At 65.2% G+C, this 23355-nt stretch carries 24 protein-coding genes; 9 read left to right on the top strand and 15 right to left on the bottom strand.

Going from position 1 to position 23355, the window contains the following annotated elements; translation table 11 throughout:
* Window positions 1-11 precede the first annotated feature (11 nt).
* The 4 genes from motB to flhD form a co-directional block, all read right to left on the bottom strand.
* Window positions 12-971, bottom strand: a complete 960-nt coding sequence (gene motB, locus R2N03_RS10480; RefSeq protein WP_316657508.1) for a flagellar motor protein MotB — start codon at window positions 969-971, stop codon at window positions 12-14.
* 76 nt (window positions 972-1047) lie between these two features.
* Complete coding sequence (motA, locus tag R2N03_RS10475; RefSeq protein WP_316657506.1) at window positions 1048-1908, bottom strand: flagellar motor stator protein MotA; 861 nt, start codon at window positions 1906-1908, stop codon at window positions 1048-1050.
* A gap of 428 nt (window positions 1909-2336) precedes the next feature.
* Window positions 2337-2897, bottom strand: coding sequence for a flagellar transcriptional regulator FlhC (gene flhC / locus R2N03_RS10470; RefSeq protein WP_316657505.1), 561 nt, complete (start codon window positions 2895-2897; stop codon window positions 2337-2339).
* 76 nt (window positions 2898-2973) lie between these two features.
* Window positions 2974-3291 (bottom strand): flagellar transcriptional regulator FlhD, encoded by a 318-nt coding sequence (gene flhD / locus R2N03_RS10465; RefSeq protein WP_003263508.1) that lies wholly within the window; start codon window positions 3289-3291, stop codon window positions 2974-2976.
* 906 nt (window positions 3292-4197) lie between these two features.
* On the opposite strand from flhD, the gene R2N03_RS10460 reads away from it, so the two are divergent.
* Both R2N03_RS10460 and R2N03_RS10455 read left to right on the top strand, forming a co-directional pair.
* Window positions 4198-4662, top strand: a complete 465-nt coding sequence (locus R2N03_RS10460; RefSeq protein ID WP_316657498.1) for a FlxA-like family protein — start codon at window positions 4198-4200, stop codon at window positions 4660-4662.
* Window positions 4663-4818: 156 nt separating this feature from the next.
* Window positions 4819-6432 (top strand): COG3904 family protein, encoded by a 1614-nt coding sequence (locus R2N03_RS10455; protein ID WP_316657497.1) that lies wholly within the window; start codon window positions 4819-4821, stop codon window positions 6430-6432.
* Window positions 6433-6559: 127 nt separating this feature from the next.
* Here R2N03_RS10455 and R2N03_RS10450 read toward each other — a convergent pair whose 3' ends face one another.
* Window positions 6560-7273, bottom strand: a complete 714-nt coding sequence (locus R2N03_RS10450) for a GNAT family N-acetyltransferase (RefSeq protein WP_316657496.1) — start codon at window positions 7271-7273, stop codon at window positions 6560-6562.
* A 303-nt stretch (window positions 7274-7576) separates the two neighbouring features.
* Between R2N03_RS10450 and R2N03_RS10445 the strand changes: the two genes are divergently transcribed.
* Window positions 7577-8248, top strand: coding sequence for a hypothetical protein (locus R2N03_RS10445; RefSeq protein WP_316657495.1), 672 nt, complete (start codon window positions 7577-7579; stop codon window positions 8246-8248).
* 424 nt (window positions 8249-8672) lie between these two features.
* Here R2N03_RS10445 and R2N03_RS10440 read toward each other — a convergent pair whose 3' ends face one another.
* On the bottom strand, window positions 8673-9227 hold the full coding sequence (locus tag R2N03_RS10440) for an NADPH-dependent FMN reductase (RefSeq protein WP_316657494.1): 555 nt from the start codon (window positions 9225-9227) through the stop codon (window positions 8673-8675).
* A gap of 50 nt (window positions 9228-9277) precedes the next feature.
* Entirely contained in the window at window positions 9278-10495 is a 1218-nt protein-coding gene (locus R2N03_RS10435) for a cation:proton antiporter domain-containing protein (protein WP_316657493.1), read from the bottom strand.
* A gap of 235 nt (window positions 10496-10730) precedes the next feature.
* Here R2N03_RS10435 and R2N03_RS10430 point away from each other — a divergent pair, with 235 nt between their 5' ends.
* The 4 genes from R2N03_RS10430 to R2N03_RS10415 are packed head-to-tail and all read left to right on the top strand — an operon-like array spanning window position 10731 to window position 13544.
* Window positions 10731-11495: a CoA transferase subunit A gene (locus R2N03_RS10430; protein WP_316657492.1), complete on the top strand. Its 765-nt coding sequence runs from the start codon at window positions 10731-10733 to the stop codon at window positions 11493-11495.
* Window positions 11496-11527: 32 nt separating this feature from the next.
* A complete protein-coding gene (locus R2N03_RS10425) occupies window positions 11528-12202 on the top strand; it encodes a 3-oxoacid CoA-transferase subunit B (protein WP_316657491.1) in 675 nt (224 codons plus the stop codon).
* Window positions 12203-12211: 9 nt separating this feature from the next.
* Window positions 12212-12847 carry a 2-hydroxychromene-2-carboxylate isomerase gene (locus R2N03_RS10420; protein WP_316657490.1) on the top strand — a complete coding sequence of 212 codons (636 nt, stop codon included), beginning with the start codon at window positions 12212-12214 and terminating at the stop codon, window positions 12845-12847.
* Entirely contained in the window at window positions 12840-13544 is a 705-nt protein-coding gene (locus R2N03_RS10415) for a Crp/Fnr family transcriptional regulator (RefSeq protein WP_316657489.1), read from the top strand. The genes R2N03_RS10420 and R2N03_RS10415 overlap by 8 nt, the downstream gene beginning before the upstream one ends.
* A 212-nt stretch (window positions 13545-13756) precedes the next feature.
* On the opposite strand, the gene R2N03_RS10410 is transcribed toward R2N03_RS10415, so the two are convergent.
* The 6 genes from R2N03_RS10410 to R2N03_RS10385 all read right to left on the bottom strand — a co-directional run bounded on the left by R2N03_RS10410 (window position 13757) and on the right by R2N03_RS10385 (window position 20124).
* Window positions 13757-14695: an AEC family transporter gene (locus R2N03_RS10410; RefSeq protein WP_316657488.1), complete on the bottom strand. Its 939-nt coding sequence runs from the start codon at window positions 14693-14695 to the stop codon at window positions 13757-13759.
* Window positions 14696-14826: 131 nt separating this feature from the next.
* Window positions 14827-15711 carry a LysR family transcriptional regulator gene (locus R2N03_RS10405; protein ID WP_316657487.1) on the bottom strand — a complete coding sequence of 295 codons (885 nt, stop codon included), beginning with the start codon at window positions 15709-15711 and terminating at the stop codon, window positions 14827-14829.
* 91 nt (window positions 15712-15802) lie between these two features.
* Complete coding sequence (locus tag R2N03_RS10400) at window positions 15803-16540, bottom strand: aspartate/glutamate racemase family protein (RefSeq protein ID WP_316657486.1); 738 nt, start codon at window positions 16538-16540, stop codon at window positions 15803-15805.
* Window positions 16541-16556: 16 nt separating this feature from the next.
* On the bottom strand, window positions 16557-17972 hold the full coding sequence (hydA, locus tag R2N03_RS10395; RefSeq protein ID WP_316657485.1) for a dihydropyrimidinase: 1416 nt from the start codon (window positions 17970-17972) through the stop codon (window positions 16557-16559).
* Between the two features lie 19 nt (window positions 17973-17991).
* A complete protein-coding gene (locus R2N03_RS10390) occupies window positions 17992-18720 on the bottom strand; it encodes a maleate cis-trans isomerase family protein (protein ID WP_316657484.1) in 729 nt (242 codons plus the stop codon).
* A gap of 96 nt (window positions 18721-18816) precedes the next feature.
* Window positions 18817-20124, bottom strand: coding sequence for an MFS transporter (locus tag R2N03_RS10385; RefSeq protein ID WP_316657483.1), 1308 nt, complete (start codon window positions 20122-20124; stop codon window positions 18817-18819).
* 218 nt (window positions 20125-20342) lie between these two features.
* Between R2N03_RS10385 and R2N03_RS10380 the strand changes: the two genes are divergently transcribed.
* Together R2N03_RS10380 and R2N03_RS10375 are read left to right on the top strand one after the other, a co-directional pair.
* Complete coding sequence (locus R2N03_RS10380) at window positions 20343-21122, top strand: GntR family transcriptional regulator (RefSeq protein ID WP_316657482.1); 780 nt, start codon at window positions 20343-20345, stop codon at window positions 21120-21122.
* Window positions 21119-21961 carry a fumarylacetoacetate hydrolase family protein gene (locus R2N03_RS10375; RefSeq protein WP_316657481.1) on the top strand — a complete coding sequence of 281 codons (843 nt, stop codon included), beginning with the start codon at window positions 21119-21121 and terminating at the stop codon, window positions 21959-21961. The genes R2N03_RS10380 and R2N03_RS10375 overlap by 4 nt, the downstream gene beginning before the upstream one ends.
* A gap of 17 nt (window positions 21962-21978) precedes the next feature.
* Here the strand turns inward: R2N03_RS10375 and R2N03_RS10370 are convergent, their stop codons facing one another.
* Window positions 21979-22563 carry an SCO family protein gene (locus R2N03_RS10370; RefSeq protein WP_316657480.1) on the bottom strand — a complete coding sequence of 195 codons (585 nt, stop codon included), beginning with the start codon at window positions 22561-22563 and terminating at the stop codon, window positions 21979-21981.
* The gene (locus R2N03_RS10365; protein ID WP_316657782.1) at window positions 22560-23351 is read right to left on the bottom strand and encodes a formylglycine-generating enzyme family protein; all 792 of its coding nucleotides are present in this window, start codon (window positions 23349-23351) and stop codon (window positions 22560-22562) included. Before R2N03_RS10365 ends, R2N03_RS10370 begins: the two co-directional genes overlap by 4 nt.
* Window positions 23352-23355: the final 4 nt, after the last annotated feature.

Here is a 23355-nt window from a genome sequence, read left to right as displayed (position 1 = left end):
CCCCTCGGCTCTTATGGCTTGACCTGGCCGGCAGCACCGTCCGGCACTGCTGCCGGCGTGCCGGCACGCGCGGCGGCATCGGTCAGCGTGTCCTTGCCGTCGTTGCGCAGGTCGGCGACCGGCTCGACCCCGCCCGAGCGCACAGCCTCGGCGGCCCGGGCGTTGAGCACGACAATGCTGATGCGCCGGTTGATCGGGTTGTACGGATTCGTCTTGTCCAACGGCACCGATGCCTCCAGGCCCACCACGCGGCTGACCTTCTCGGGCTTCATGCCGCCGGCAACCAGCTCGCGGCGCGAGGCGTTGGCGCGATCGGCAGACAGCTCCCAGTTGCTGTAGCCATGCTGCGTGGCGTACTGCGTTGCATCGGTGTGGCCCGACAGGCTGATCGGATTGGGCACGTCGTTCAGGGCCGCTCCCAGTTCGCGCAGGATGGTGCGCATGTAGGGCTGCACCTCGGCGCTGGCATTGGCGAACATCGGGCGGTTCTGCTGATCCACGATCTGGATGCGCAGGCCCTCGGTGGTCATGTCGATCAGCAACTGGTGCTTGAACTGGCTCATCACCGGATTGGTCTCGACCATCTCGGCAATCTTCTGCTTGAGCCTGTTCAGCGCCGCGTCGTCGGAATCGTCGCGGATATTGCGCTGGCGCTGCACCGTCGGGCTCGGGCTCGGGTTCGGCTGGGGCACGTTCTGCTTGATGGCCGGGCTGCCATTCAGGATGCTTGACTGGTCGCCAGAGCCGGCGCCGCCGAACAGCGCCACCTTCAGCGGCGTGCGGAAATACGTTTCAACGGAGGACAGCTCGGCTTTCGTCACCGAGCTCAGCAGCCACATCAGGAGGAAGAACGCCATCATGGCGGTGACGAAATCGGCGTAGGCGATCTTCCACGCGCCACCGTGGTGGCTGTGTGCGTTCTTCTTGTTGCGCCGGATGACAATGAAGGTCGGCGTACTGGACTTGCTCATGGTCCGTTCCCGTCGGTTCGTGCTGCTTCGTTAGCGGCGCGGCTCATGGGCCGCGCTCTGTCTCATAGGTTCAGCGCTAGGCCGTTTTGGCACCGCGCACGTGGTCTTCCAGTTCTGCAAACGATGGGCGCTCGGTCGAGAACAGCACCTTGCGGCCGAACTCCACGGCAATCGCCGGCGCGTAGCCGTTCATGCTGGCCAGCAGCGTCACCTTGATGCACTGGAACAACTTGGTCGATTCTTCGGCGCGCTGCTCCAGCAGCGAGCCCAGCGGCCCGATGAAGCCGTACGCCAGCAAGATGCCGAGGAACGTACCAACCAGCGCGGACGCGATCAGCTTGCCGAGCTCCGCTGGCGGCAGGCCGACCGAGCCCATGGTGTGCACCACGCCCATCACGGCGGCCACGATGCCGAAGGCCGGCATGGCGTCGCCCACCTTGGTGATGATGCGGGCCGGTTGTTCGGCTTCATGGTGGTGGGTGTCGATTTCCTGATCCATCAGCGCTTCGATCTGGAACGGATTCAGGTTGCCGCCGACCATCAGGCGCAGGTAATCGCAGATGAAATCCAGCGCGTGGTGATCGGCCTGGATGGCGGGGTAATTGGCGAACAGCGTGCTTTCGTGCGGGGCTTCGATGTCGGCTTCGATCGACATCATCCCTTCGCGGCGGATCTTGGACAGCACCACATACAGCAGCGCCATCACTTCCATGTAGAGGGACTTGGTGTACTTCGAACCCTTGAACAGGCCCGGCAGCGCCTTGACCGTGGCATTGATGGCCTTCTTGTCATTGCCGACGACAAAGGCGCCGATGCCGGCGCCGAAGATGATCAGCAGTTCGGTCGGCTGGAACAGCGGCCCAAGGTGCCCCCCGGCCAGCATGTAGCCGCCGAACACCGAGGCGAGAATCACGATGTAACCGATGGCGACTAGCACGGGGCGAACTCCTGAATGGGCGATCCTGCGATCAATACAAGGGGGAATAACGGCATCCCCCCGGTTAACTGAAGGCTTGAGCGCCGGGTTTTACTGCTGCGCGGCGAGGTAAAACCAGGGCGCCGCGCCCTTCTCCAACAAGAACGGCAGCAAAACGGGCGGCTTGAGCGCCACCCTGCCCACGAGGGGCGTCGCCGGCACAACGCACAAAAAAAAGGACGGAAATCGCTTTCCGTCCCCTCACTCACGCGCGGCGGCAAAAAAATGCCGGTCTGCAGTTGCCCGCGACCGGCCTACCCCCTTCCCCTTTTATATGCTGTCTGAGCCCTTGACTTTCCTGCTCTGTGCTCTGGGTTGTGTTGTTGTATGCCGGTCTGACCGGCGGTTCCCGTTGTTCCCGTACGTCCCGTGTTCCCGTCAAACGCCGTTCAGGCGTCGATCGTCTTGTCCGCGACCGCATCGACCTGGCCAGCTACGCGCTTTTTCTTGCCTGCGCGTGACGGCGGCTGGCACACGCCGCACACAAAATCCTGGTGCAGGTCGTCTGCGTGGGCCACGAAATGGCCCGTGCAGCGCTTGCACTTCACGGTGTGCAGCATTTTTCCTTCAAAGAACTTCAGCATCATCCACGCGCGGGTGATCGAGAGCACCTCTTCCTGTTCGTGGACGTGAATGTGTTCCTGGTAAAGCTTGTAGGCCGAGATCAGGCGGCGCACCCCGGTGCTGCGGCTGTTCTCGCCCAGAAAGCGGTAGATGTTCAGGAAGATCGACGAGTGTATGTTGGGCGACCACGTCAGGAACCAGTCCGCCGAGAACGGCAGCATGCCCTTGGGCGGAGATTCACCACGGATTTCCTTGTACAGCCTGACCAGACGCTCACGGCTGAGCGTGGTTTCCTGTTCCAGCAGTTGCAGACGCGCACCGAGCGAAATCAATTCCGCTGCAAGGTGGATCTGCTCGACTTCATTCATGACGCTGGTGTGACGCATGGCACTGCTCCCGCTACGCTTGCTACCCATCCCAATTCCGCAACCACTGAGCCGGCGAAGAACCGCCGCAAAAGACTCAGTTGATCTGCTCAACCGCCTGACGCGCCAGCAGGATCGACATTTGCGATTGCTGCAGGCCCTTGTCACGGTGCGGCTGGGTCACCAGACCCAGGATGGCGTGATCGTCGAAGCGGAAGCGGCACAGCAGCATGTTCGTGCTGGCCAGCTTGACGATCTGCGCGGGCGACATCGTCAGCAGGATGTCAGCCAGTTCTTCAGAGATGCCGAGGCGAAACAGAGCGGCATCGCGATCCTTGGCCAGCATCTGCTGGGCAAGCATCAGATAGGTGAGATTCAGCTCGCTGATCTCGGAAACAATGTCTTGCGTGTCCATGTATGTCCCGTCGTGTGCAGTAAAAGTACAACCTGCATCCGATCACGCATGGTGCTGTCCGGTGGCGCGTTATGTCTTTGCGCCTACCCTCGCCGGGCGTTCACCAATCCCCACAGATCGGATGTTCCTGGCAGTCGGTGCCGTGACCGGCCTTTCTGCCGCCTTCTTACTCACGTCGCTAAAGACATGGTGAAGTTGTTTTCTGTTGAACACATTGTGGGTTTCCGGTCGGGGTAAGTAAAGAAGGGTCGCCCCCTACATCAGAGGGGTGAGGTAATCCGTTTTCTTGTAGGCTATCTTCGTACAAATCTGTTAATAAACGTTGCAAATGAAGCGTTTGCCGCCACCACCAGTCGAGGTGTACGATGCGCTAAAGCGGGCGTTTGACACGTATTTACCCTACTCTCATCAAAAAAATAGCAATTAAATTGCCTAAAGTCGCCACAAATTGACTTCTGGCGCGTCGCACTTCTACGACTGTGAGCATCGGATGCCGGGTTAACCGCTTGTAGGACACTTCTTACCCCTGTCCTACAGGTCTTGTAGGACAGCCGAGACATCCTTTCAGCCAGATTTGTAGGAGTGCTCTTACAGATTGACCGTGATCTTGTAGGAGGCCTCTGACGTTTTCGTCACGATTAAAAGGACGTGTCACCTCTATCGAGACAAAATTCGGCCCGGCAAATGAACCGGAAGAAGCGTTGACGCAACTGCACCTCCGGCCGTTCGCCACTGACGAATGCGGAGCGTTTGCCCGCCCGGGCCATCCGATCGCGCGCGCCCCACCGAGCCTTCCCCTTCGCAGATGGGCTGGCCGACGGCACCGAAATCGAAAGATTTCCGCGTCCGCACCTAAAGTTTTCTGCGCGCCGACCGATCACAGGCGTACTGATCAGCGAGATGGCGATGCAACTCTCTTCCTCTTCCGTTTCCAGTACTGCGGCCGCCGGCGCCTCGGGCAGCGGGAGCAGTTCGGCCAATGAAATCGAGCGTCTGCAGCGCCAGCTCAAGAATCTGCAGAAGTCGATGGCGAATCTGCCCAACCAGGGACTGCCTCCCGACCGGACCAAGGAACAGGCGCAGTTGCTGAGCCAGCAGATCGCGATCGTGCAGGCACAGATCGCGAAGCTGCAGGCCCAGAAAGGCCTGGAGCAGGCCGAAACCCAAGTTGCAAACCGCCACAACGCGCCGAACACGGCCAGCGCGGATGCAGCCACGAAAGCGCGTATCACGGACAAAATCACTGGCGCATCCACAGCCGCCGATGCCCGCCAGCAGGCGCGCCAGCCTCAGGCCGCGCAGGCAGCCCATCCCGCCAGCGCGGAGGCCATTGCACCGGCGCAACCGCCGCTCGTTTCGGTCAGGGCCTGACAGGCGCCCCCCTGGCGGCCGTCCTCCTGCGATGACACCTCCGCCGACGGGTGCCCGGCTCGCCCAACACCCCCTCCCAACGGGGGGAGGCGAGCCTGCGACGCCAAGGGCGACAATCGCGGCGCCGCGTGCCCCTGCTCGGCATCGAGACCACGAATGACCTCCGCCGCCAGCGACGCTCTGCCTCCGCTCACACCTGTCGATCCTCGTCGGCCGCGCCCCCCTTCCCGCAACTTCTTTGCCCGCCACTGGCGAGGCGACTACAGTCTTGCCCGCTCGTACTGGCTGCACACTGCGCTGATGCAATTTGGCGTGGTCGCGCTCAGCGCTGGCATTACGCACGCTTTGGCACACAACGCACCGGCGCGCGCGGCGTCGTCCGCATTGCTGGCCATTTATGCGGTGGGCGTTGCGCTGTGGATCTGGGCGGTGGTCGGCACGTGGCGCTCGGCGGGGCGTGAACAAATCAGCCACCGGCGGGCCGGCGCGTCAAGCGTGTGGCCGGTGGCGGCCAAGCTGATGATCGTGCTGGGCGCCCTCGCGACGAGTGCGCGCGTGGTCAACGATTTGCCGCGCCTGGGCGCGCATCTGCGCACGGCACTGGGCGAGCAGGCTGCCTCGCCGTTCGCGGTCGTGCCGCAACGCGATGGGCGTGCCATTCTCTTTACGGGCGGCATGAACGACGGCGCCGCAGATGCACTGGAGGCCGCGCTGCGCAAGGCGCCACAAGCCACCGCCGTGGTGCTGAATTCCGAAGGCGGCTGGCTGCGGGAAGGTGCGCTGGTCGCGGACGTCATCCGCCGCCACCGCTTGCGCACGTATGTCGAACGCACCTGCGCGTCCGCCTGCACGATCGCCTTTCTGGCGGGCGAGGACCGTGCCGCCGCCCCGGGTGCGCGCATCGGCTTCCACCGCCCGCGCGCGGTGGGCGCCGAACATGATCAGACACCCGGCGCAACCGGCAACGAACTCTGGAGTGCGTACGCCGAAACCGGCCTGCCCGACGCATTCGTGCGCCGCGTGCAGAACACCCCGTTCGACCAGATGTGGTTTCCGAACCCGTCGGAGCTGCTGGCCAGCCACGTCATCACCCGAGCCTCGGCCGGCGGTGAATACGCCACCATGGCCACGCTGCTCCGCAGCCGTCAGGCACTGGCAGCCGAACTGCGCAGCGTCACGCTCTATGCCACGCTCGAGCGCAAGTATCCGGCGCATTTCGGCCACTTGCTCGACACCGTCTGGCAAGCCCTCCAGCGCGGCGCCACGGATGCGCAGGTGATGGCCTTGCTGCGCGCGCAGTCGACCAAGCTGTATCGCGCGCTGATCCCGACCGCGCCCGATGCCCTGTTGTTCGCGAATGCCCAGCTGACGCTGGAAGAAGCGCAGGCCCTGCAGCGACTCAGCCCAGCCGCCTGCGTTGCGTACCTGGACGGCACGGCCGACGCAGGCGCTGCCGCCGCGCAACTGCCGCGCGACCTGATCGCACGCCAGCAAAGCCTCTTTGCCGATCTGGTGCGCGCGGCCGAACCGGAACACGCACCGGCCATCACGCGCGCACAAACCCTTCCCGCCCTGCACTTGGCCGTGGCCGCCCTGCCACCGCACGAGCAACGTGTGCTGACGCTTCCCCAACTGCGTGAGGCAGCCCCGCCGGCTGATCGCTGCCAGGCGTTGATTGGCTTCGCGCGCGCCATCCTCGACTTGCCGGAGGCCGAACGCGCGCTCGCGCTGCGTGGCATGTATGCCGATGCGTCCGGGCCCGATGCCTAGCCCCCGGCGTGATCGCCGGTGCCGCTTCCGTATCGGGCGCACTCAACGGGCCTGAAGTCGAAGCAACGGGAACCGGCGCTTGCGCGCTGCCCCACGAGAAGGCGTGAGCGGAACCGGAGCGTGAACACTAGGACGGACGCAGCGCGTTCAGTGACATGCGCTGGCGCCCCTGCCCGCCAAAGTTCTCCGGCGCCAGCCACCGCTCGAACGCCGTCCGCAGCCGGGGCCATTCGGCATCGATGATCGAAAACCATGCGGTGTCCCGGCTGCGCCCCTTGTAGACCACCGCCTGCCGGAAGATCCCTTCGAACTGAAAGCCGAGCCGTAGCGCGGCCTGCCGTGACGGTGCGTTCAGGCTGTCGCATTTCCACTCGTAGCGCCGATAGCCGAGGTCATCGAACACATGCTTCATCAGCAGGAACTGCGCCTCTGTCGAAGCTGGTGTGCGCTGTAACCGGGGCGAAAACGTCACGGCCCCCACTTCGACCACCCCATGCTCAGGGGTGATGCGCATCAGGGCCAATGTCCCGACCGGGCGATCGGTCCGTGCGTCGATCACGGCGTACTGCAAAGGATCACGGCGCGCCGCGATGCGTTCGACATAAGCGCGGTGCGCGTCTGCATCGGCAAATGGTCCTTCCGTCAGGTAGGTCCAGTCGCGGCCGTCGTCCGCCTGGCGGAATGCCTCGAACAATGCAGTGGCATGGCGGGCGGCATCCAGCGGTTCCAGCCGGCAATAGCGACCGGCCAACGGCGCGTGCGGCGGCACGGGCCGCGCGCTCCAGTCGGGCAACGGCACGCCGATGGGCTGCTGACAGGGGTTAATCGTGGTGGAGGTCATGCAAGTGCGTCGGGATGTCGATGGGGACAGCGGCCAAACGTCACCCTACCCAACCACGTGGCCCTGTGAAAAGAGCCACGGTGGCGGGGCGTGATAGAGCCAGCCGCGCCGGACTCGTCCGTTCGATACCCCACCAAGCGTCGATGGCGTGCACGCGCGCAAGTCGATATGTTGTGACCGGGGGATGGAGCGCCTGCTGACAGCGTAGGCACCGGCTTTGCTGGCAGGAGACATGTGCACATACAGTCAATCGCTCGCCAACCGTGGTCGCCTCCCCCTGCTTTCTCTGCCAGGAGCCAACGCGTGGCGCCATTGAAGACGAGGACGTATCGCCAGCGCGTCCGCCCCACACGGGCGGCGCTGTGGCTCGCGCTCGTCGTGCTGGCGTGGACCGTGCCCATTGCGGCCGCGCCCAGATTGGCCAATCCCGTCACCTTGCGCATCGACGACGGCGCGACACTCGCGCTGCCGCGTGGCTGGGGTCCGCTGCGTCTGGGCCCCGACGCGCCCATCCCCGGCGTTGCCGCAATCATCGCTTCACCGTTCGGGCCGTCCCGCCTGGTCTTGGCGCAACAGGCGGCGCCATCGGAAGCCTTCGGGCTGGTGACAGTACGCAGATCCAGTTTTCCCGACGGCACGCCGGCGTATCTGGAGACCCTGCGCCATCGTGATCTGGCCATCCTGCTCAACCATATGGAATCGCGTGTGCATGATGACTGCCCCGCGTGGGCGGTCCGTCTTGTCCGGGGCAAATCGCCGGCACTGCGATCGCTGGGAGGACATTCGTTGATCTACTGGGAAGGCGAGTGGCGCACGCGGGAAGACCGGACGGCCACGGTGCGCGGGTACGCGTTCTTCGGACATGGCGCGGTGTATCTCCTGCGCGTCTTCGGCACCGCCGGCCATGGCGAGCCTGACTTTGTCGACGAGGCGCGATTTGCCGACGCAGTCGCCACTACCTTTCGCCCACGCTGAACAGGTCGTGCAAGAGCATTATTGTTGCAGCGCAACAACGCCACTCCCAGGCCGTCACGTGGCAGGCGCCAAGCGCGGCCCACGCCACGCAAGGGCTGAAATTTGTTGTTACCTTTGGAACAGTCTGTTCACCTCCCGCCATATTGTTCTTCCGCATTGCAACACCTAAACTTCATGACAGTTGTTCAGACATCGATTGCCTGGACATGCATTGCAAGTGTTGTAAGGAGAACAATCATGAAATGGTTGGATATCGGCGCCGTCATGGCTGCCTGGATCGCAAGCTGCGTTGCAGCCGGCTGGCTCATCAGCGCCGCCGCATTCCTGGCCTGAACGCGCGGCCCAGAAGCAAAACGGCCGAGCGGGAAGCCCCCTTCCCGCCCGGCCCTGAATTCCCCCGGTTGATCGATTCGCAAGGCGCGCCCTACGCGCGGCTCTCTGCAGCCCACTGAACGAATCGGTCCACGAACCCCTGCAGAAACTGGCGCGTGCGCGCGTCCACCACCTGGCCCTGCGCATCGAAGGGCTCTCCCGCAAAGTGGAAGAACACCTCCGGCAAGGGCAGAGCCTTCACGCCTACGGCCGAGAGCACATTGCGTAACTGCGCCTGCGACAACGCCGTGCCGATCGCACCCGGCGAGGCACCGGCAACGCCCGCCGGCTTGCCGCCCCACACGCTCTGGCCGTAGGGTCGCGAACCCCAGTCAATCGCATTTTTCAGCACGCCCGGCATGCCGCGGTTGTATTCCGGCGTCACAAACAGCACGGCGTCCACGCCAGCCACTCCGGCCTTGAAACGCTGCACGGGCTCGGGCAGGTTGCCGTCCAGGTCCTGGTTGTAGAGCGGCAGATCGCCGATCTCGATAAACCTGGCCTCCACCCCTGACGGCAACAAGCCGACCAGCGCGTGCGCGAGCTGGCGGTTGAACGACGCCTTGCGCAGGCTGCCGACGATCACTCCGATACTCAGATTGCCCATGAACACTCCTCGCTACGAAAGATTCGGGGTTGGGTAACAAGCGTAGGGCGTCAGTCCGTTGCTGCCGGCTCTGCCGCCACTTCGCGCTTGATCCGGTTGATCAGGCCGAACATCAGCGGATTTAACAGGATGGACAGGATCGCCGCCGCCAGCAGCAGCCCACGTGCGCGCACCGGCAGGATTTCCAGCCCGATCCCCAGGCCAATCAGGATGAACGAGAACTCGCCGATCTGCGCGAGGCTGGCGGAGATCGTCAGCGCCGTGCGATTGCCGTGGCCGAACGCACGCATTACCCCGAACGCCGCCAGCGATTTGCCCACGACCACGATCAGCACCGTGCCCAGCACCGCCCAGGTGTCTTCAACCAGCACACGCGGGTCGAACAGCATGCCCACCGACACGAAGAACAGCACCGCAAACGCATCGCGCAGCGGCAGCGATTCTTCCGCGGCGCGCTGGCTGAACTCCGACTCGGCCAGCACCATGCCCGCAAAGAACGCACCCAGCGCGAACGACACACCGAACAGGACCGTTGCCCCATAGGCGACACCCAACGCGGTGGCCAGTACACCCAGGCGGAACAGTTCACGGCTGCCCGTCATGACGATGCGCTCGAGCATCCACGGAATCACGCGACGGCCGACCACGAGCATCAGCGCGGCAAAGGCGACCACCTTCGAGAGCGTGATCGCCAGCACCCTGGCGATCTCCCATACGCTGGCGGCCGTGCTGCCGGCACCGCCCAAGGCGCCGGCCAGTGCCGGCAATAACACCAGCGTCACGACCATCACCAGATCTTCGACGATCAGCCAGCCCACGGCGATGTGGCCTTCGTGCGAATGCTCGATGCCGCGATCTTCCAGCGCCTTGAGCAGCACCACGGTACTCGCCACCGACAGTGCCAACCCGAACACCAGCCCGGGGCCCCAATCCCAGCCCAGCAGCCACGCCAGGCCCATGCCCATGAGCGTGGCGAGCGCAATCTGGCCGATGGCGCCCGGAATGGCGATGGCCTTCACGGCCAGCAGTTCCCTCATCGAGAAATGCAGACCGACACCGAACATCAGCAGGATCACGCCCAGCTCGGCCAGTTGGGGCGCGAGGCTCTGGTCGGCCACGAAGCCGGGGGTGAACGGCCCGGCCAGCACGCCCGCCACCAGATAGCCCACCAGCGGCGGCAGCCGCAAACGCTGCGCAATGGTGCCGAAGACAAAGGCCAGCACCAGGCCACCGATGATGGTCGAGATGAGGGGGGTGTCTACGTGCATGCGGTCCTGAAAACGAGGTGCGGGTGGGATCGATCGGGGAATGGGCCTGTCCGGCCCGGGCGCGACAACCGCAATGCAGCATGGTTCGTACGGCCTCACAACTATATAGGACGCCCTTGACCAAACCTTACGAAGCAAATGTCATGCAGAAGACATCGCCCCGAAAACGCCACTCCTACACTGCGCCGCAGGCCGGCCCGGAATGTCCGCACGACCGGCCACGACAGGAGACACCATGCGCTACGCCAACAAGGTCCTTTCCGTGGACGAGGCCGTCGCCCACGTCCGCAGCGGCAGCCGTCTGATGCTGGGCGAATTCGTGGGCGCCGGCGAGCCAGCCTGCTGCATCGAGGCCCTGCTCGCCAGCGGCACCGACCGCCTCACGCTCATCACCAACACGCCGGGACTGCGCGGCGGCTTTCTCAAGGCGAAGTTGTTTGCGTCTGGCCAGCTCGCCGAGTTCATCGGCACGCACGTCGGCACCACGGACGAATCTACCCGGGCGTATCTGACCGACGCGGTGCGCGTGGCCGAGTTCTTCCCCATGGGCACCTGGGCCGAAAAAGTGCGCGCGGGTGCGCTGGGACTGGGCGGCGCCCTCGTGCCGGTGGGCGTGGGCATCCTTGACCAGCCGGGAATGTTCCCGGCGCGCGGCGGGCCAAAGCCGACGATCAGCGTTGACGGCATGACGTGCTTCGTGGAGCCGCCCCTGCGTGCAGACGTCTCGATCATCAAGGGCTGGCGCGCCGATACGTTCGGCAACGTCGAGTTTCGCGGCACGGCGCTGCAGAACCAGCGCGACATCGCCATGGCGGGCGATTACACCATCGTTGAAGTGAACGAGATCGTGGAAGTGGGCGCGATTCCGCCAGAACGGGTCGGCTGCCCGGGCGTATTCGTCAACGCCGTGGTGCAGGGCCTGACGCTGGAAGACCAGCACGCGCTCTACCGGCAACACTGGACCAAGCTCGGCCGCCTGCCTGCTGCCGCGCAAGCATGACCGCACCCCAGCGAGCGATCAAGGAGACCGCCATGCAAGCCCTGCCCGATCACCCCAAGCAACGCATCGCCGCGCGCTGCGCATTGGAGCTGCGCCCCGGAGAAGTCGTCAACCTCGGCCTTGGCATTCCGACGCTCACGGCCAACTACCTGGATGCCGAGGCCGGTGTCATCTTCCACACCGAGAATGGCGCCTTTGGCTTCGGCGGACGCCCCGGCCTGGATGTCATCGACAGCGACCTCACCAACGCCGGGTGCGAGCCCATCACCCTGATGCCCGGCGCCGCCCTCATGGACCTCGCCACGTCGCTCGGCGCGATGCGCAATGGCTATATCGACGTGACCATTCTCGGCGCCCTGCAGGTCGATGCGCTCGGCAATCTCGCCAACTGGGCCTGCCAGCGCGACGGCAAATGGTGGCCCGGCATCGGCGGAGCGATGGACCTGTGCTACGGCACGCGCAAGGTGATCGCAGCGCTTGCGCACACCGACAAGCATGGCAACTCGAAGATCCTGCCGCGCTGCACGCTGCCGCTCACCGGCCAGGGCTGCGTGAAGGTCATCGTGACGGAGCACGCCGTGTTCGACGTGACGGACGGGGGGCTCGTACTGCGCGAAATCCTGTCGCATGCGACACTCGACGATATTCGCGCCATGACCGCAGCGCCCTTCACCCTGGCGCCGCTGCTGCAGATACACGCTGCCTGAGGAGACTCCATGTCCACCACCGTCGATTGGTTCTTCGATGTCATCTCGCCGTTTGCGTACCTGCAGCTCGAGCAGTTCGATCGGCTGCAGCAGGGCCATGACATGGTCGTGCATCCGCGTCCGGTAGTGCTCGGCGCGATCCTGAATCATTGGGGGCAGCGCGGCCCGGCGGAAATCAGCCCGAAGCGCGTCTTCACGTATCGGCATGCGCTGTTCCGGGCGCAGCAGTTGGGCATTCCGTTCCGCATGCCGCCGGCGCACCCGTTCAATCCGATCAAGGCGCTGCGACTGACGATCGCGATGGGCGGGACGCTCGATGCCGTGCGCGCGGTGTTCCGGCACATCTGGCGCGACGGAAACGACGTTGCCTCGCCCGAGGGTTTTGCAGCGCTGTGCGCGGCAGTGGGGTACCCGGAGGGCGCGAGCGCCGTCGAAGATCCGGCCGTGAAGGATGCCCTGCGCCAGCACACCGAAGCCGCGCTCGCGCTCGGCGTCTTCGGCGTCCCCACCCTCGCCCACCACGGTGAACTCTTCTGGGGCGAAGACGCGACCGGCATGTTCCTGCAGTGCCTGCACACGGACTGGCTCGCCACGCCGGAGGTCCGGCGCGTCAGCACGCTGCCAGTGGGCATCCAGCGTGGCTGAACTGGACACGAACGCGCGCCCCGGCATCAGCCGCGCGCGCCTCGCACACATCGCCGCGTGGTCGATCGAGCTGCCTGCCGACGAAGCCGACCGCGCCTGCGCCGGCATCGTCGAAAAGGCTTACGCCCGCGGTGCGTGCATCTGCCCGAAGAACACGCTGCTGGAAAGCTGGACCGGCGTGGTCACTGGCCTCATCAAGATCGGCACGGTATCGCCCGAGGGGCGCAGCGTCACGTTCACCGGGGTACCGGCCGGCGGCTGGTTTGGCGAGGGCACGGTGCTCAAGAACGAGCCGCGCCGCTACGACATCGTCGCGCTGCGCGATACCCGCATGGCCTTCATGGACCGCCCCACCTTCATGTGGCTGGTCGACAACAGCGTCGCCTTTAACCGCTTCCTGGTGAAGCAACTCAACGAGCGGCTCGGGCACTTCATGGCACTGCTCGAATACGACCGCCTGCTCGACGCCACGCCCCGGCTGGCACGCTGCATTGCCTCGCTGTTCAACCCGGTGCTCTACCCCGGTGCAGGCGATCACCTGGAGATCACGCAGGAAGAACTCGGCCTGCTCTCCGGCATGACACGGCAGGTGGCCAACCAGTCGTTGAAGGCGCTCGAGAAGGACGGCGTCGTGCGGCTCGAATACGGCGGCGTGACGGTGGTGAGCCTCGAACGGCTACGGGCTTATGGCGCTTGACGTCGTGGCAGCGTTGCGCCACGGCCGCCAGGCCGCCAATCGTCCTGCGCGATGGGCAAACGGCGCATCGCGCGCTCGGCAGGCGGCCACCTCGCGTGGTACGGCGCCCCTGATCCGGCGGATTGCGCGGCCCGCTTGACCCGACGCCGTGGCCGTTCACGACATGCCGGCCGTGCGCTGCCTCAAGTGCGTCTGAAGCACCGTCCTGACCGTTACGCCTGAGGCAGACCGTAGACGAGCGAGAGCACGGTCATCACCGCCGGCATGGCCGCAGCGGCAAGCACCGTCTGGGCAGCGGTGATGCCCGCCATGAGCGGCGCGTCACCGCCGAGCTGGCGGGCCATGATGTAGGACGACGATGCCGTCGGCAGCGCCTGGAACAGCAAGGCCACCGTCAGCGCAACGTCGGTCAACCCCAGGGCGTGACCCACGGCAAGCGTAAGAACCGGCATGGCCAGAAACTTGACGGCCGATGAGACCATCACAGGATGCGCCCATCCGCGTACACCGCTGAAGTTGAGCGCAGCACCCACGCAGAGCAGCCCCAACGGCATCGACGCTGCGCCCAGCGCGCGCACGGCGGGTTCCACCAGCGCGGGCACCTGCACGCCGCTGGCCTGCATGCCAATGCCGATCGCGCAGGCCACGACCAGCGGGTTCGTCACGATCTGCCGCACCAGCGCCCAGCCGCCGAACCGCACGGAACCATGCCGCGCAAACACCAGCACACAGAGCAGGTTGACGGTCGGCACGATGGCCGCGTTGCACACGGCGGCCAGCGCAACGCCCCGGGTACCGAACATCCCAGCCGCCAGCGAGACGCCGACATAGTTGTTGAAGCGCACGGCCCCCTGGAACACCGACGTGAAACCCGCACCGTCAATCGGTATCCAGCGCCGCGCCAGCATCAGGGCCACGGCGACGACCACTGTTGCGGCAATCAGCGTGGCCGCCAGGGGCAGCACGGGCAGCGCCTGCAGATGGGCGCTGGCCAGGCCGTGCATGAACAGCGCAGGCAGCAGGATGTAGTAGCAAAGCCTTTCTGCCTGGGGCCAGAAGGCGTCGGCAATGAAGCCGGTATGCCGCAGCCCGTAGCCGAGCGCGACCAGGAGGGCCACCGGCGCGAGCGCCAGAAGAATCGCGGCGGTCATCGCCGCGCTCCTGCAAGGGCAGATGCAAGCAAGGAAGACAGGGACGACAGCATGGCAAGGCGGGGGCGAGGATGAAACCCCGCCAAGCTATCACGCCGTGGCAGCAGGAATAATTTTGATTTATCAGCCGATCAACGAGAAATACTCATGTCAGACGCCACCACGGCTTCGGCCAATGCCTGCGTCAAGCGTTGCGCAGGGCGGGACTGGTGCTCGAGCAGGACGACCGCCCGGCGCATCTGCGGTTGACCGAATGGCAGCCGCACGATCGGTGGCAACTGCGTCAGCACCGAATCGGACAGCGCCACCACCGCCGCACCCAGGCCGCTGGCCACCATGCGTACGATCGTTTCCTTGCTGTCGAGCACCATCTCTTCGCGAACACGGATGCCAAGCCGCCGAAGTTCGGAGGCGATCATGCGGCCGGCCCACGCCTGGGCGTCAAAGCGGATGAAAGGCAGGTCGGTCAGCAGCGTGCGCGCATCGTGCCCGGCGTACTGCGGCGGCGCGAGCAACCAGAAGCGGTCTTCATACAGTGTCGACCAGACCAGATCGGCCGGATGCGGACGTACCGGATGCGAAGTGATGGCGGCATCCAGTTCACCGTCGACCACCCGTTGCGCCAGCTCGGCAGACAACCCCGCCGCAACGTGCACGCGCAGGCCCGGATGCTGGCGTCGCAGTGCCAGCAGCGCATCGGGCAGCGGGCCGGCCAACGCGGTGTGGATGGCGCCGATGCGCAAGCGGCCGACCAGCGCTTTCTCATCGCTTAACGCGTCCGGAATGCGGTCGTACAGTGACAGGATCTGCTCGGCCTGGGCGAGCACGATGCGGCCCGCCTCGGTCAACGATGGCTCGCGACGCGAGCGATCGAACAGACGCACGTTGAACGCCGCCTCCAGTGCCTTGACCTGCAGGCTTACTGCAGACTGCGTGAGCCCGACGGCTTCGCCGGCACGAGCGAATGTCCGGTGGCGGGCGATGGCGACAAGCGTTCTCAGTGCGCGGAGCGACATGATCGGTAACGGAGGGCGATCCGCCGAGGATAGCGCATCGCCTCCCGTGCGCCGGCTGCGGGCCCGCTGTCGCGGCCCCGGCATGCCGCGCTTACGCCAGAAGCGCCGCCAACGCCGCGGGCAGCCCGCGATTGTCCTTGCGTGGCGGACGCGCGAAGCTCCCTTCCGTTGCGCCCGACGGTGCCAGCGCGACCAGGCTCTCGCAATGACGAATGGCGCTGGACACGCCGTCCACCACCGGCACGGGAATGCGGTCCTTGAGCGTGCGGGCCAGCCCCGCAAGCGGCGCGCCGGCCACGATGATGACGTCGGCACCGTCCTCGCGCACGGCCTGCAGGCTGAGCGCTTCCAGGCGGGCCGCGTGGTCTTCCTGCACGCTTCCGATATCCCGCAAGGGCTGCTGCAACGAACGCACGCTTGCCAGCCTTGACGACAACCCATTGGCGACCACGCACTCGCGGTACCAGGCCTCGATGCGGTGCGAAATCGCGATGATGGAAAAGCGCTGTCCGAGCAGGCACGCGCTGGCCAGCGCGGCCTCGGTCATGCCAACCACCGGCACGCTGCACAGTTCCTTGATCCCGGCCAGGCCCGGGTCACCAAACGCAGCAACGACCACACCGTCGAACTGGCCATGGTGCTCGGCCACCACGCAGGCAGTGGCGTAGCCACCCACCAACGCCTCGAAACGCGTTTCGATATAGGCCACGCCAAACGGCGCCGTCGCCATGGTGAGCGTGGTGCCCGCAGAAGCCGAACGCTGCGCCTCAGCCTGGATCAGCGCCGTCACGCTCTCGGAAATGTTGGGATTGACGACCAGAATACGCATGATGAAACCCTGAAGATCAGACCAGAGACGGCGCGCCGGCCGCCAGGAACTGCCCACGCCCCGGCGCCGGGTCGAGGTACCTGCCGTTCTCGACGAGCATCTCGCCACGCGAGAAGCAATGCACCGGCCAGCCCGTCACCTCGATGCCTTCGTACGGCGTGTAGTCGACGGCGTGATGCAGTGCGCTGTTGGTGATACGCACGCGGCGTTCCGGGTCCCACAGCGTGATGTCGGCATCGGCGCCCACGGCGATGGTGCCCTTGCGCGGATACAAGCCATACAGGCGCGCCGGACGATACGAGGTCAACTCGACAAACTGGTGCAACGACAGCCTGCCGCGCGCAATGCCGTCAAACAGCAGCGGCAGGCGCGTTTCGATGCCGGGCACGCCATTCGGAATATGGTCGAACGGCTGCGCCTGCCCGCCAAGCTTCTTGCCTTGCGGGTCGTCATAGTTGAACGGCGCGTGGTCGGATGAGAACACGCTGAAGACACCGCCGGCCAGCGCCCGCCACACGGCGGCCTGGTTTTCCGGGTCACGCGGCGGCGGGCTGCAGACGCACTTGGCGCCTTCATATCCATGGTCGCCTTGCAGGCCCATGTCTTCGGCGGTCAGGTAAAGGTATTGCGGGCACGTCTCGGCCAGGATCTGCAGCCCGCGCCCCTGCGCCCAGCGGATCTGCTCGATGGCCTCCTTGCCCGACACATGCACAATCAGGATCGGCACGTCGACAAGTTCAGCGAACGTGATGGCGCGGTGCGTGGCCTCGCGTTCCACGGCCGCGGGCCGCGCAAAGCCGTGGAAGCGCGGCGAGATGCGGCCTTCGCCGACCAGCTTCTCGGTCAGCCACGAGATGCAGTCGGCGTTTTCCGCGTGCACCATCACGAGCGCGTTGTTCTGCTTGGCCACGTCCAGCACGGCCAGCATTTCGCGATCCGACAGTTTCAGGTCGTCATACGTCATGTAGACCTTGAACGATGTGTAGCCCTGGCGGATGAGCTCCGGCAGTTCACGCTGCAGCACGTCGGGCGTCGGATCGGCAACGATCAGATGGAAGCCGTAATCTGCCACGGCGCGGCCTTCCGCGCGGCGATGGTAATCGGCCACCGCCGCCTTGAGCGAGGCACCCTTCTCTTGCGCCGCAAATGGAATGACCGTCGTCGTGCCGCCGCAGACGGCAGCGCGCGTGCCGGTGAAGAAGTCGTCCGCCATGCGCATGCCGTCGGGCATGGGCTGGTCGAGGTGGCAATGACCGTCGACACCGCCGGGCAAGGCCAGCAGACCACTGGCGTCCATTTCGCGCGCCCCGCGCGGCAAGCCCTGCCCCAACATGGCGATGCGGCCATCGCGCACCCCGATGTCGCAGCAGAAGCGGTCCGAAGCGGTCACGACATCCGCGTTGCGGATCACCAAATCGAATTCGGTAGACATGCCTGGTGCTCCTGCTCTGTTAGGCCACGTCGGCAAACAGGCGGCCCCAGCCATGCAACGCGCGCGTGTCCACACCTGCCAGCCGCAACGATTTCCACACGACCGTCGAGATCGTGTCGTACACCGGGATGCCCGTCTCCGCTTCCATCGCCTCGACCAGATGCGCCGCACGCAGGTTGGTGCAGAACGTCGTGATGGCTGCCGGCTTGTGCTGCGCCACGTCGCGCACCATGGCGCGCAGCGTGTCCTCGCTCACGTCGGCAAAGCTGTGATTGACATGCAGATCGAGATGACGCTCGGCCACGCAGCGGTACCCATGGCGCGCGTAGTTCTGAACGATGCGCTGCTGCACGTCGTCGAGGTATGGCGTGACGAGGCCGAAGTCGCGCGCGCCCGTCTTGGCGAGGATCTCGTTGAGCGCCAGCACGGACGTGGTGGCGGGAATACCGGTCGCTTCGGTGATCTGGCGGCAGAGCGCCTCGTCCTTCTCGAAACCCAGCCAGCCGGAGGACGTGCCGTTCCAGGCGATTACGTCGACGCGTGCGTCGGCAAGCAGCCGGGCAGCGTTGAGGATCTTGTCGAGGTCGAACTGCCCGAGCGCCTGATCGCGCAGCGAGATCTCGGTGACGGTGAAGCGTGAGAAATGCGCGCTCACATTCGGCAGGCCGCTCACCATGGCGCTGGTGATGGGTTCCAGCGCCGTGTTGGATGAGGGCGTCAGCATGCCGAGCAGGATACGTTTTGTCATGGGACTCTGTTCCGGTGTTGGTGTGACCCGGCGCACGCGAATCACGGCGCCGCGTCAATCTTTTTGTATCGAATATCGCGTGAATGGCGTGTCCGCTCAGACCGGCAGCTTCTTGCTGTAATCGATCAGCAGCGTGGAGCAGATGAAGAGCCCCGCACCCGCAGCCGCAAACAGTGTGAGCGCCATGTCGTAGGAACCGGTCGCCTGGACGATCACGCCGACGATGATCGGCATGCCGATCCCCGCGACGTTGCCGCCCAGGTTCATGACGCCACCGAGGAAGCCAACGCGCTTGCGCGTGCCGAGGATCGACGGAATGCACCAGAACAGGCCGCACCAGCGCAGGAAGAACAGCGTGATCGACAGCAGCACCACCACGGTCACGGGGTCCGTGAAGCGTGCAACCGTATAGATGGCCACCGTGGCGAACACCGAGGCAATGCCGAACAGCGTGCGCAGCACCCTGGCGCGCGGGGCTCCCGTCGCCATCCATTTGTCGGCGATCCAGCCGCCTACCATTTCACCCACGAAACCGGAGAAGAACATGGCGAACACCGCGCCGCCCATCTGCTTGATGTCGAGGCCCTGCACCTTCGACAGATAGGTCGGCATCCAGGTCAGCAGACCATAGAACAACGCGTTGAAGCACATCCAGCCGGCAAACATGCCCCATACCGAACGGTACTTGAAGAAATCGAACACGTTGCCGCTCACGCTCGTCGGCTCGGCCGCCTGGTCGGCTGCGTGCGCAGCCTCGATGTAGGCGGCTTCCGATGCGTTGACGGACGGATGCTCGCGCGGATGGTTGCGGATGTACCACCACGAGAACAGGCCCGCCACCATGGTGCCGACACCGGCCACCACGAACGAGGTACGCCACGAATCGAACTCAGCGATCAGGCCTGCGATGATGAGTGCGCCCAGCGCTGCCCCCAGCGGTGCGCCGCCGTCGAGCAGCGTGGCGCCACGGCCGCGCTCATTCTGCGTCATCCAGATGGCGTTGAGCTTGCCGCCTGCCGGGTAGATGGGCGCTTCGGCCGCGCCCAGACCCAGGCGAGTGAGCAGCAGCGGCACCCAGCCCGTGCACACCGCCGCCATCGACTGGAATAAACCCCAGCCCAGCGTGGCGCCGGCAATCACGACGCGCGGACCAAATCGGTCCGCCAGCATGCCGCCCGGGATCTGCATGAACGCATACGTCCAGAAGAATGAACTGAGCAGCAGGCCTTGCACCGCCGGGCCGATGTTGAACTCTTTCGCAATCAGCGGCATGGCGACCGACAGCGATGCACGGTCGACATAGTTGATGGAGATCAGCATCAACATCATCAAGAAAATCTTCCAGCGCACGGAGCTCTTCGTCTCCGTTAGCGCCATGGCGTGAGCCTGGCTTGCGGTTTCCATTACGCATGTCTCCTGGTAGCTCCCGAAGCCGTTTCGAGACGCGTGCTTGCTGGCAGGTCTTTTCGCCAGTGTGCCCGCAGCGCCCGCTCGTCGAAACACCTTCCTGAGTCGGTTTGATTAGTGTGTGTTGCGCAACATGGCGGAGTATAGGATACGTAATCTGTAATTACAACATCTGTAAGTTATTGATTTTTATATTCTCAATAAGCACAATATTGGTGTGTGATAGCCTTTTGTGGTGCATCTCCCCCTCTTTGGTGACGCCTGTGACCCAATCGCTGCTCCAATCCCCCCGTCTGCGCACCCTCGGCATGTCGGCCGAAATTGCTTCGCGGCTGCGCACGCTGATCGAAGAAGGCGAGCTGCCGCCCGGCGCCCGCATCGATGAACGCGCCTTCTGCGAACTGTTCGATGTGTCGAAGACGCCGCTGCGCGAAGCGCTCAAGGTGCTGGTGGCCGAAGGGCTGGTGCTGCACCGGCAATACATCGGCTACCGCGTGGCGCCGCTCGATCTTAATGAGCTGCGCGCCACCTTCGAGACGCTGCATGGCCTGGAAGCCATGGCCGGCGAGCTGGCCGCATCGCGCCTCTCGGAAGTCGCCATGGCGCGCCTGGAGCGCAAACACCAGGCCATGCTCGATGCGCACACGGCCGGTCGCCGCACGGACTACTTCCGCATCAACCAGGAGATTCACCAACTCATCATCGACGGCGCGGCCAATCCGGTGCTGGCCGGCATCTACGCCACGCTGATGAGCAAGGTGCACCGTGCGCGCGGCGCGGCCAATGCCGACACGCTGCGCTGGCAGGAATCCCACGAAGAACACGAATTGATCATGCAAGCGCTGCGTGAGCCGGGCCGCCCACGCTTGGCGCAGGTGCTGCGCCAGCACTCCGAAAACACGGCGCAGGAAGTCTTGAGCGTGGTGGCACGCAGCCTGTCTGAAGCCGCCCGCCCCGCCAAGGTCATCAAGCAACACACGAAAGGACATCCATGAAACTCGTACGTGTAGGCCCGCCCGGAGCGGAGCGCCCCGGCCTGATCGATGAACAGGGTCGCGTGCGCGACTTGTCCGGCATCGTGGACCAAATCGGGCCCGGACAACTCTCCGACGAAGCCCTGGCCCAGCTGGCGCGCGTGGAGGGTTCGACCCTCCCGATTCTGCCCGGCGATCGCTTTGGCGTACCGTGGACAGGCATCGGCAAGATCATCGCCATCGGGCTGAACTATGCAGACCATGCTGCCGAGGCGGGCATGGCGCCGCCGGCCGAACCCATCGTCTTTCTCAAGGCCAACAGCGCGCTGAACGGTCCCAACGACAACGTGATGCTGCCCCGGGGCTCCGAAAAATCCGACTGGGAAGTCGAACTCGGCGTCGTGATCGGCAAGACAGCGCGCGATGTCTCACGCGAGGACGCACTGTCGCATGTGGCCGGCTACTGCGTGGTCAATGACGTCTCCGAGCGCGCGTTCCAGCTGGAGCTCGGCGGCACATGGGACAAGGGCAAGGGCTGCGACACCTTCTGCCCGGTCGGCCCGTGGCTGGTCACGCGGGATGAAGTGCCCGACCCGCAGACGTTGGGGCTATGGCTCGACGTCAACGGTGAACGCGTGCAGACGGGCAACACAGCCACCATGGTGTTTGGCGTAGCCCACCTGGTGAGCTACGTGAGCCGCTTCATGACGCTTCACCCCGGCGACCTGATCTGCACCGGCACGCCTCCGGGTGTGGGCATGGGCTTCAAGCCGCCGCGTTATCTCAAGGCCGGCGACACCATGCGTCTGGGCATCGATGGCCTCGGCGTGCAGACCCAGGCGGTGGTGCCTTACGCCTAGGCGCCTGGCCCGGCAACTCAGTGCTGGGCCGAGACCAGCTTGCGCATGGACTCGACGAGCTTCGGGTCGACCGCGCCCAGCGTGTTGGTACGGGCGTTGATCCGGCCGTCTGCGTCGAGCAGCACGATCGTGCTGGAATGGTTGAAGTCGCCGTCCGCCAGCTTTCGATACTGCACGCCCAGCAGCGCGGCCACCTCGCGGGTGCCGCTGGCGGTCGTACGGGCCACCTGCCAGCGGTCGTCCGCTCCATGCGCGGCTGCCGTCTGCTTGAGGGCCGCGACAGAATCACGCTCCGGGTCGATCGTCACCATCAGGACCCGCATCCCGTCGTGTGCGGGCTTGCCACCCTTTGCCAGCGTGGCCCGGATCGTTTCGAAGATCATCGGGCAGACCATCTGGCACGACGAATAGAACATGCTCACGAGCACAGGCTCGCCACGCAGGTCCGCCAGGTGAAAGACCCGGCCGTTCTGGTCCGTCAAGGCCACGTCGGATTGATACAGCGAGCCGGTCGCGGCCGGCCCTGCCGCCTGGGCGCCCGCTGCGCTTGCCGCCAGCAGCGTGGTCAGCAGCACATGACGGATGAGGTTGAGTAGCTTCATGAATGTTCTCCGTTGAGGGTGCGAGCGCAGCGAAAACCCAGGCTGCCCGTGGAATCTGCGCCGCCGAGCGAGGACAGCAGCGCCACGCGCATCAAGACGGCATAGCTATCGCGCCGCACGATGCTGATGGCGCCCGCACCACAGAATTTCTGCTTGTCGGGGTCGCCCTGTGTCCGGCTGTCGCCTGCGATGAAGAGCGCGTTGAAGTCGTCGACCCATTCCCAGATCAGGCCGTGCATGTCGCGCACGCCATGCACATCGGCAGGGCCGCCCACGGGTGGCAGCACGCTCGCGGCCGGCCGCTCGTACCAGTTCAGGATGCGTTGCGCCCATTGCGGATCGTCGCGGGCGTCGGCACGGGTGGCGTCGGCGGCCGCGGCGGATTCCCACTCCAGCCAGGTCGGCAAGCGCGCATCTTCGCTCTCGCAATAGGCGCGGGCGGCAAACCAGCTCACGCCCGTCACCGGCGCTTGCGGCGATGCCTGCGGGTTCGGATGCAGCGCATCAGCCCAGTCGGACAGATAGGCGGGGCCCGCGAAAACCGCGGGTACCCGGTCCCGCTGCCAGGCCGGGTGCGTCTGCAGAAAAGCCTGGAACTCGGCAATGGTCACAGGCAAGGTGCGCAGCTCGAACGGCTCAATGCGGACCCGCTGCGGGAGGTTCGGCGCGTTCTGCGGCAGCACGCTGTCGAAGTCGCCGCCGGGCAACCGCACATAGGCGGCCCCCTGGGCGGCGGTGCTTGCCAGCGCCACCAGCATGGCTGCGATACGCGAGGCGAGGCTGGACATGGCG

It is taken from the genome of Ralstonia condita, from assembly GCF_958405655.1.
GTDB classification, from domain to species: Bacteria; Pseudomonadota; Gammaproteobacteria; order Burkholderiales; family Burkholderiaceae; genus Ralstonia; species Ralstonia condita.
This window is presented reverse-complemented; position numbering and strand designations above follow the sequence as displayed.

Bases quoted from the DNA above. Each gene is read 5' to 3' on its own strand.
- motB (WP_316657508.1), bottom strand. From the start codon at position 971: ATGAGCAAGTCCAGTACGCCGACCTTCATTGTCATCCGGCGCAACAAG.
- flhC (WP_316657505.1), bottom strand. From the start codon at position 2,897: ATGCGTCACACCAGCGTCATGAATGAAGTCGAGCAGATCCACCTTGCA.
- flhD (WP_003263508.1), bottom strand. From the start codon at position 3,291: ATGGACACGCAAGACATTGTTTCCGAGATCAGCGAGCTGAATCTCACC.
- R2N03_RS10460 (WP_316657498.1), top strand. From the start codon at position 4,198: ATGCAACTCTCTTCCTCTTCCGTTTCCAGTACTGCGGCCGCCGGCGCC.
- R2N03_RS10455 (WP_316657497.1), top strand. From the start codon at position 4,819: ATGACCTCCGCCGCCAGCGACGCTCTGCCTCCGCTCACACCTGTCGAT.
- R2N03_RS10450 (WP_316657496.1), bottom strand. From the start codon at position 7,273: ATGACCTCCACCACGATTAACCCCTGTCAGCAGCCCATCGGCGTGCCG.
- R2N03_RS10440 (WP_316657494.1), bottom strand. From the start codon at position 9,227: ATGGGCAATCTGAGTATCGGAGTGATCGTCGGCAGCCTGCGCAAGGCG.
- R2N03_RS10435 (WP_316657493.1), bottom strand. From the start codon at position 10,495: ATGCACGTAGACACCCCCCTCATCTCGACCATCATCGGTGGCCTGGTG.
- R2N03_RS10430 (WP_316657492.1), top strand. From the start codon at position 10,731: ATGCGCTACGCCAACAAGGTCCTTTCCGTGGACGAGGCCGTCGCCCAC.
- R2N03_RS10425 (WP_316657491.1), top strand. From the start codon at position 11,528: ATGCAAGCCCTGCCCGATCACCCCAAGCAACGCATCGCCGCGCGCTGC.
- R2N03_RS10420 (WP_316657490.1), top strand. From the start codon at position 12,212: ATGTCCACCACCGTCGATTGGTTCTTCGATGTCATCTCGCCGTTTGCG.
- R2N03_RS10410 (WP_316657488.1), bottom strand. From the start codon at position 14,695: ATGACCGCCGCGATTCTTCTGGCGCTCGCGCCGGTGGCCCTCCTGGTC.
- R2N03_RS10405 (WP_316657487.1), bottom strand. From the start codon at position 15,711: ATGTCGCTCCGCGCACTGAGAACGCTTGTCGCCATCGCCCGCCACCGG.
- R2N03_RS10400 (WP_316657486.1), bottom strand. From the start codon at position 16,540: ATGCGTATTCTGGTCGTCAATCCCAACATTTCCGAGAGCGTGACGGCG.
- hydA (WP_316657485.1), bottom strand. From the start codon at position 17,972: ATGTCTACCGAATTCGATTTGGTGATCCGCAACGCGGATGTCGTGACC.
- R2N03_RS10390 (WP_316657484.1), bottom strand. From the start codon at position 18,720: ATGACAAAACGTATCCTGCTCGGCATGCTGACGCCCTCATCCAACACG.
- R2N03_RS10385 (WP_316657483.1), bottom strand. From the start codon at position 20,124: ATGGAAACCGCAAGCCAGGCTCACGCCATGGCGCTAACGGAGACGAAG.
- R2N03_RS10375 (WP_316657481.1), top strand. From the start codon at position 21,119: ATGAAACTCGTACGTGTAGGCCCGCCCGGAGCGGAGCGCCCCGGCCTG.
- R2N03_RS10370 (WP_316657480.1), bottom strand. From the start codon at position 22,563: ATGAAGCTACTCAACCTCATCCGTCATGTGCTGCTGACCACGCTGCTG.
- R2N03_RS10365 (WP_316657782.1), bottom strand. From the start codon at position 23,351: ATGTCCAGCCTCGCCTCGCGTATCGCAGCCATGCTGGTGGCGCTGGCA.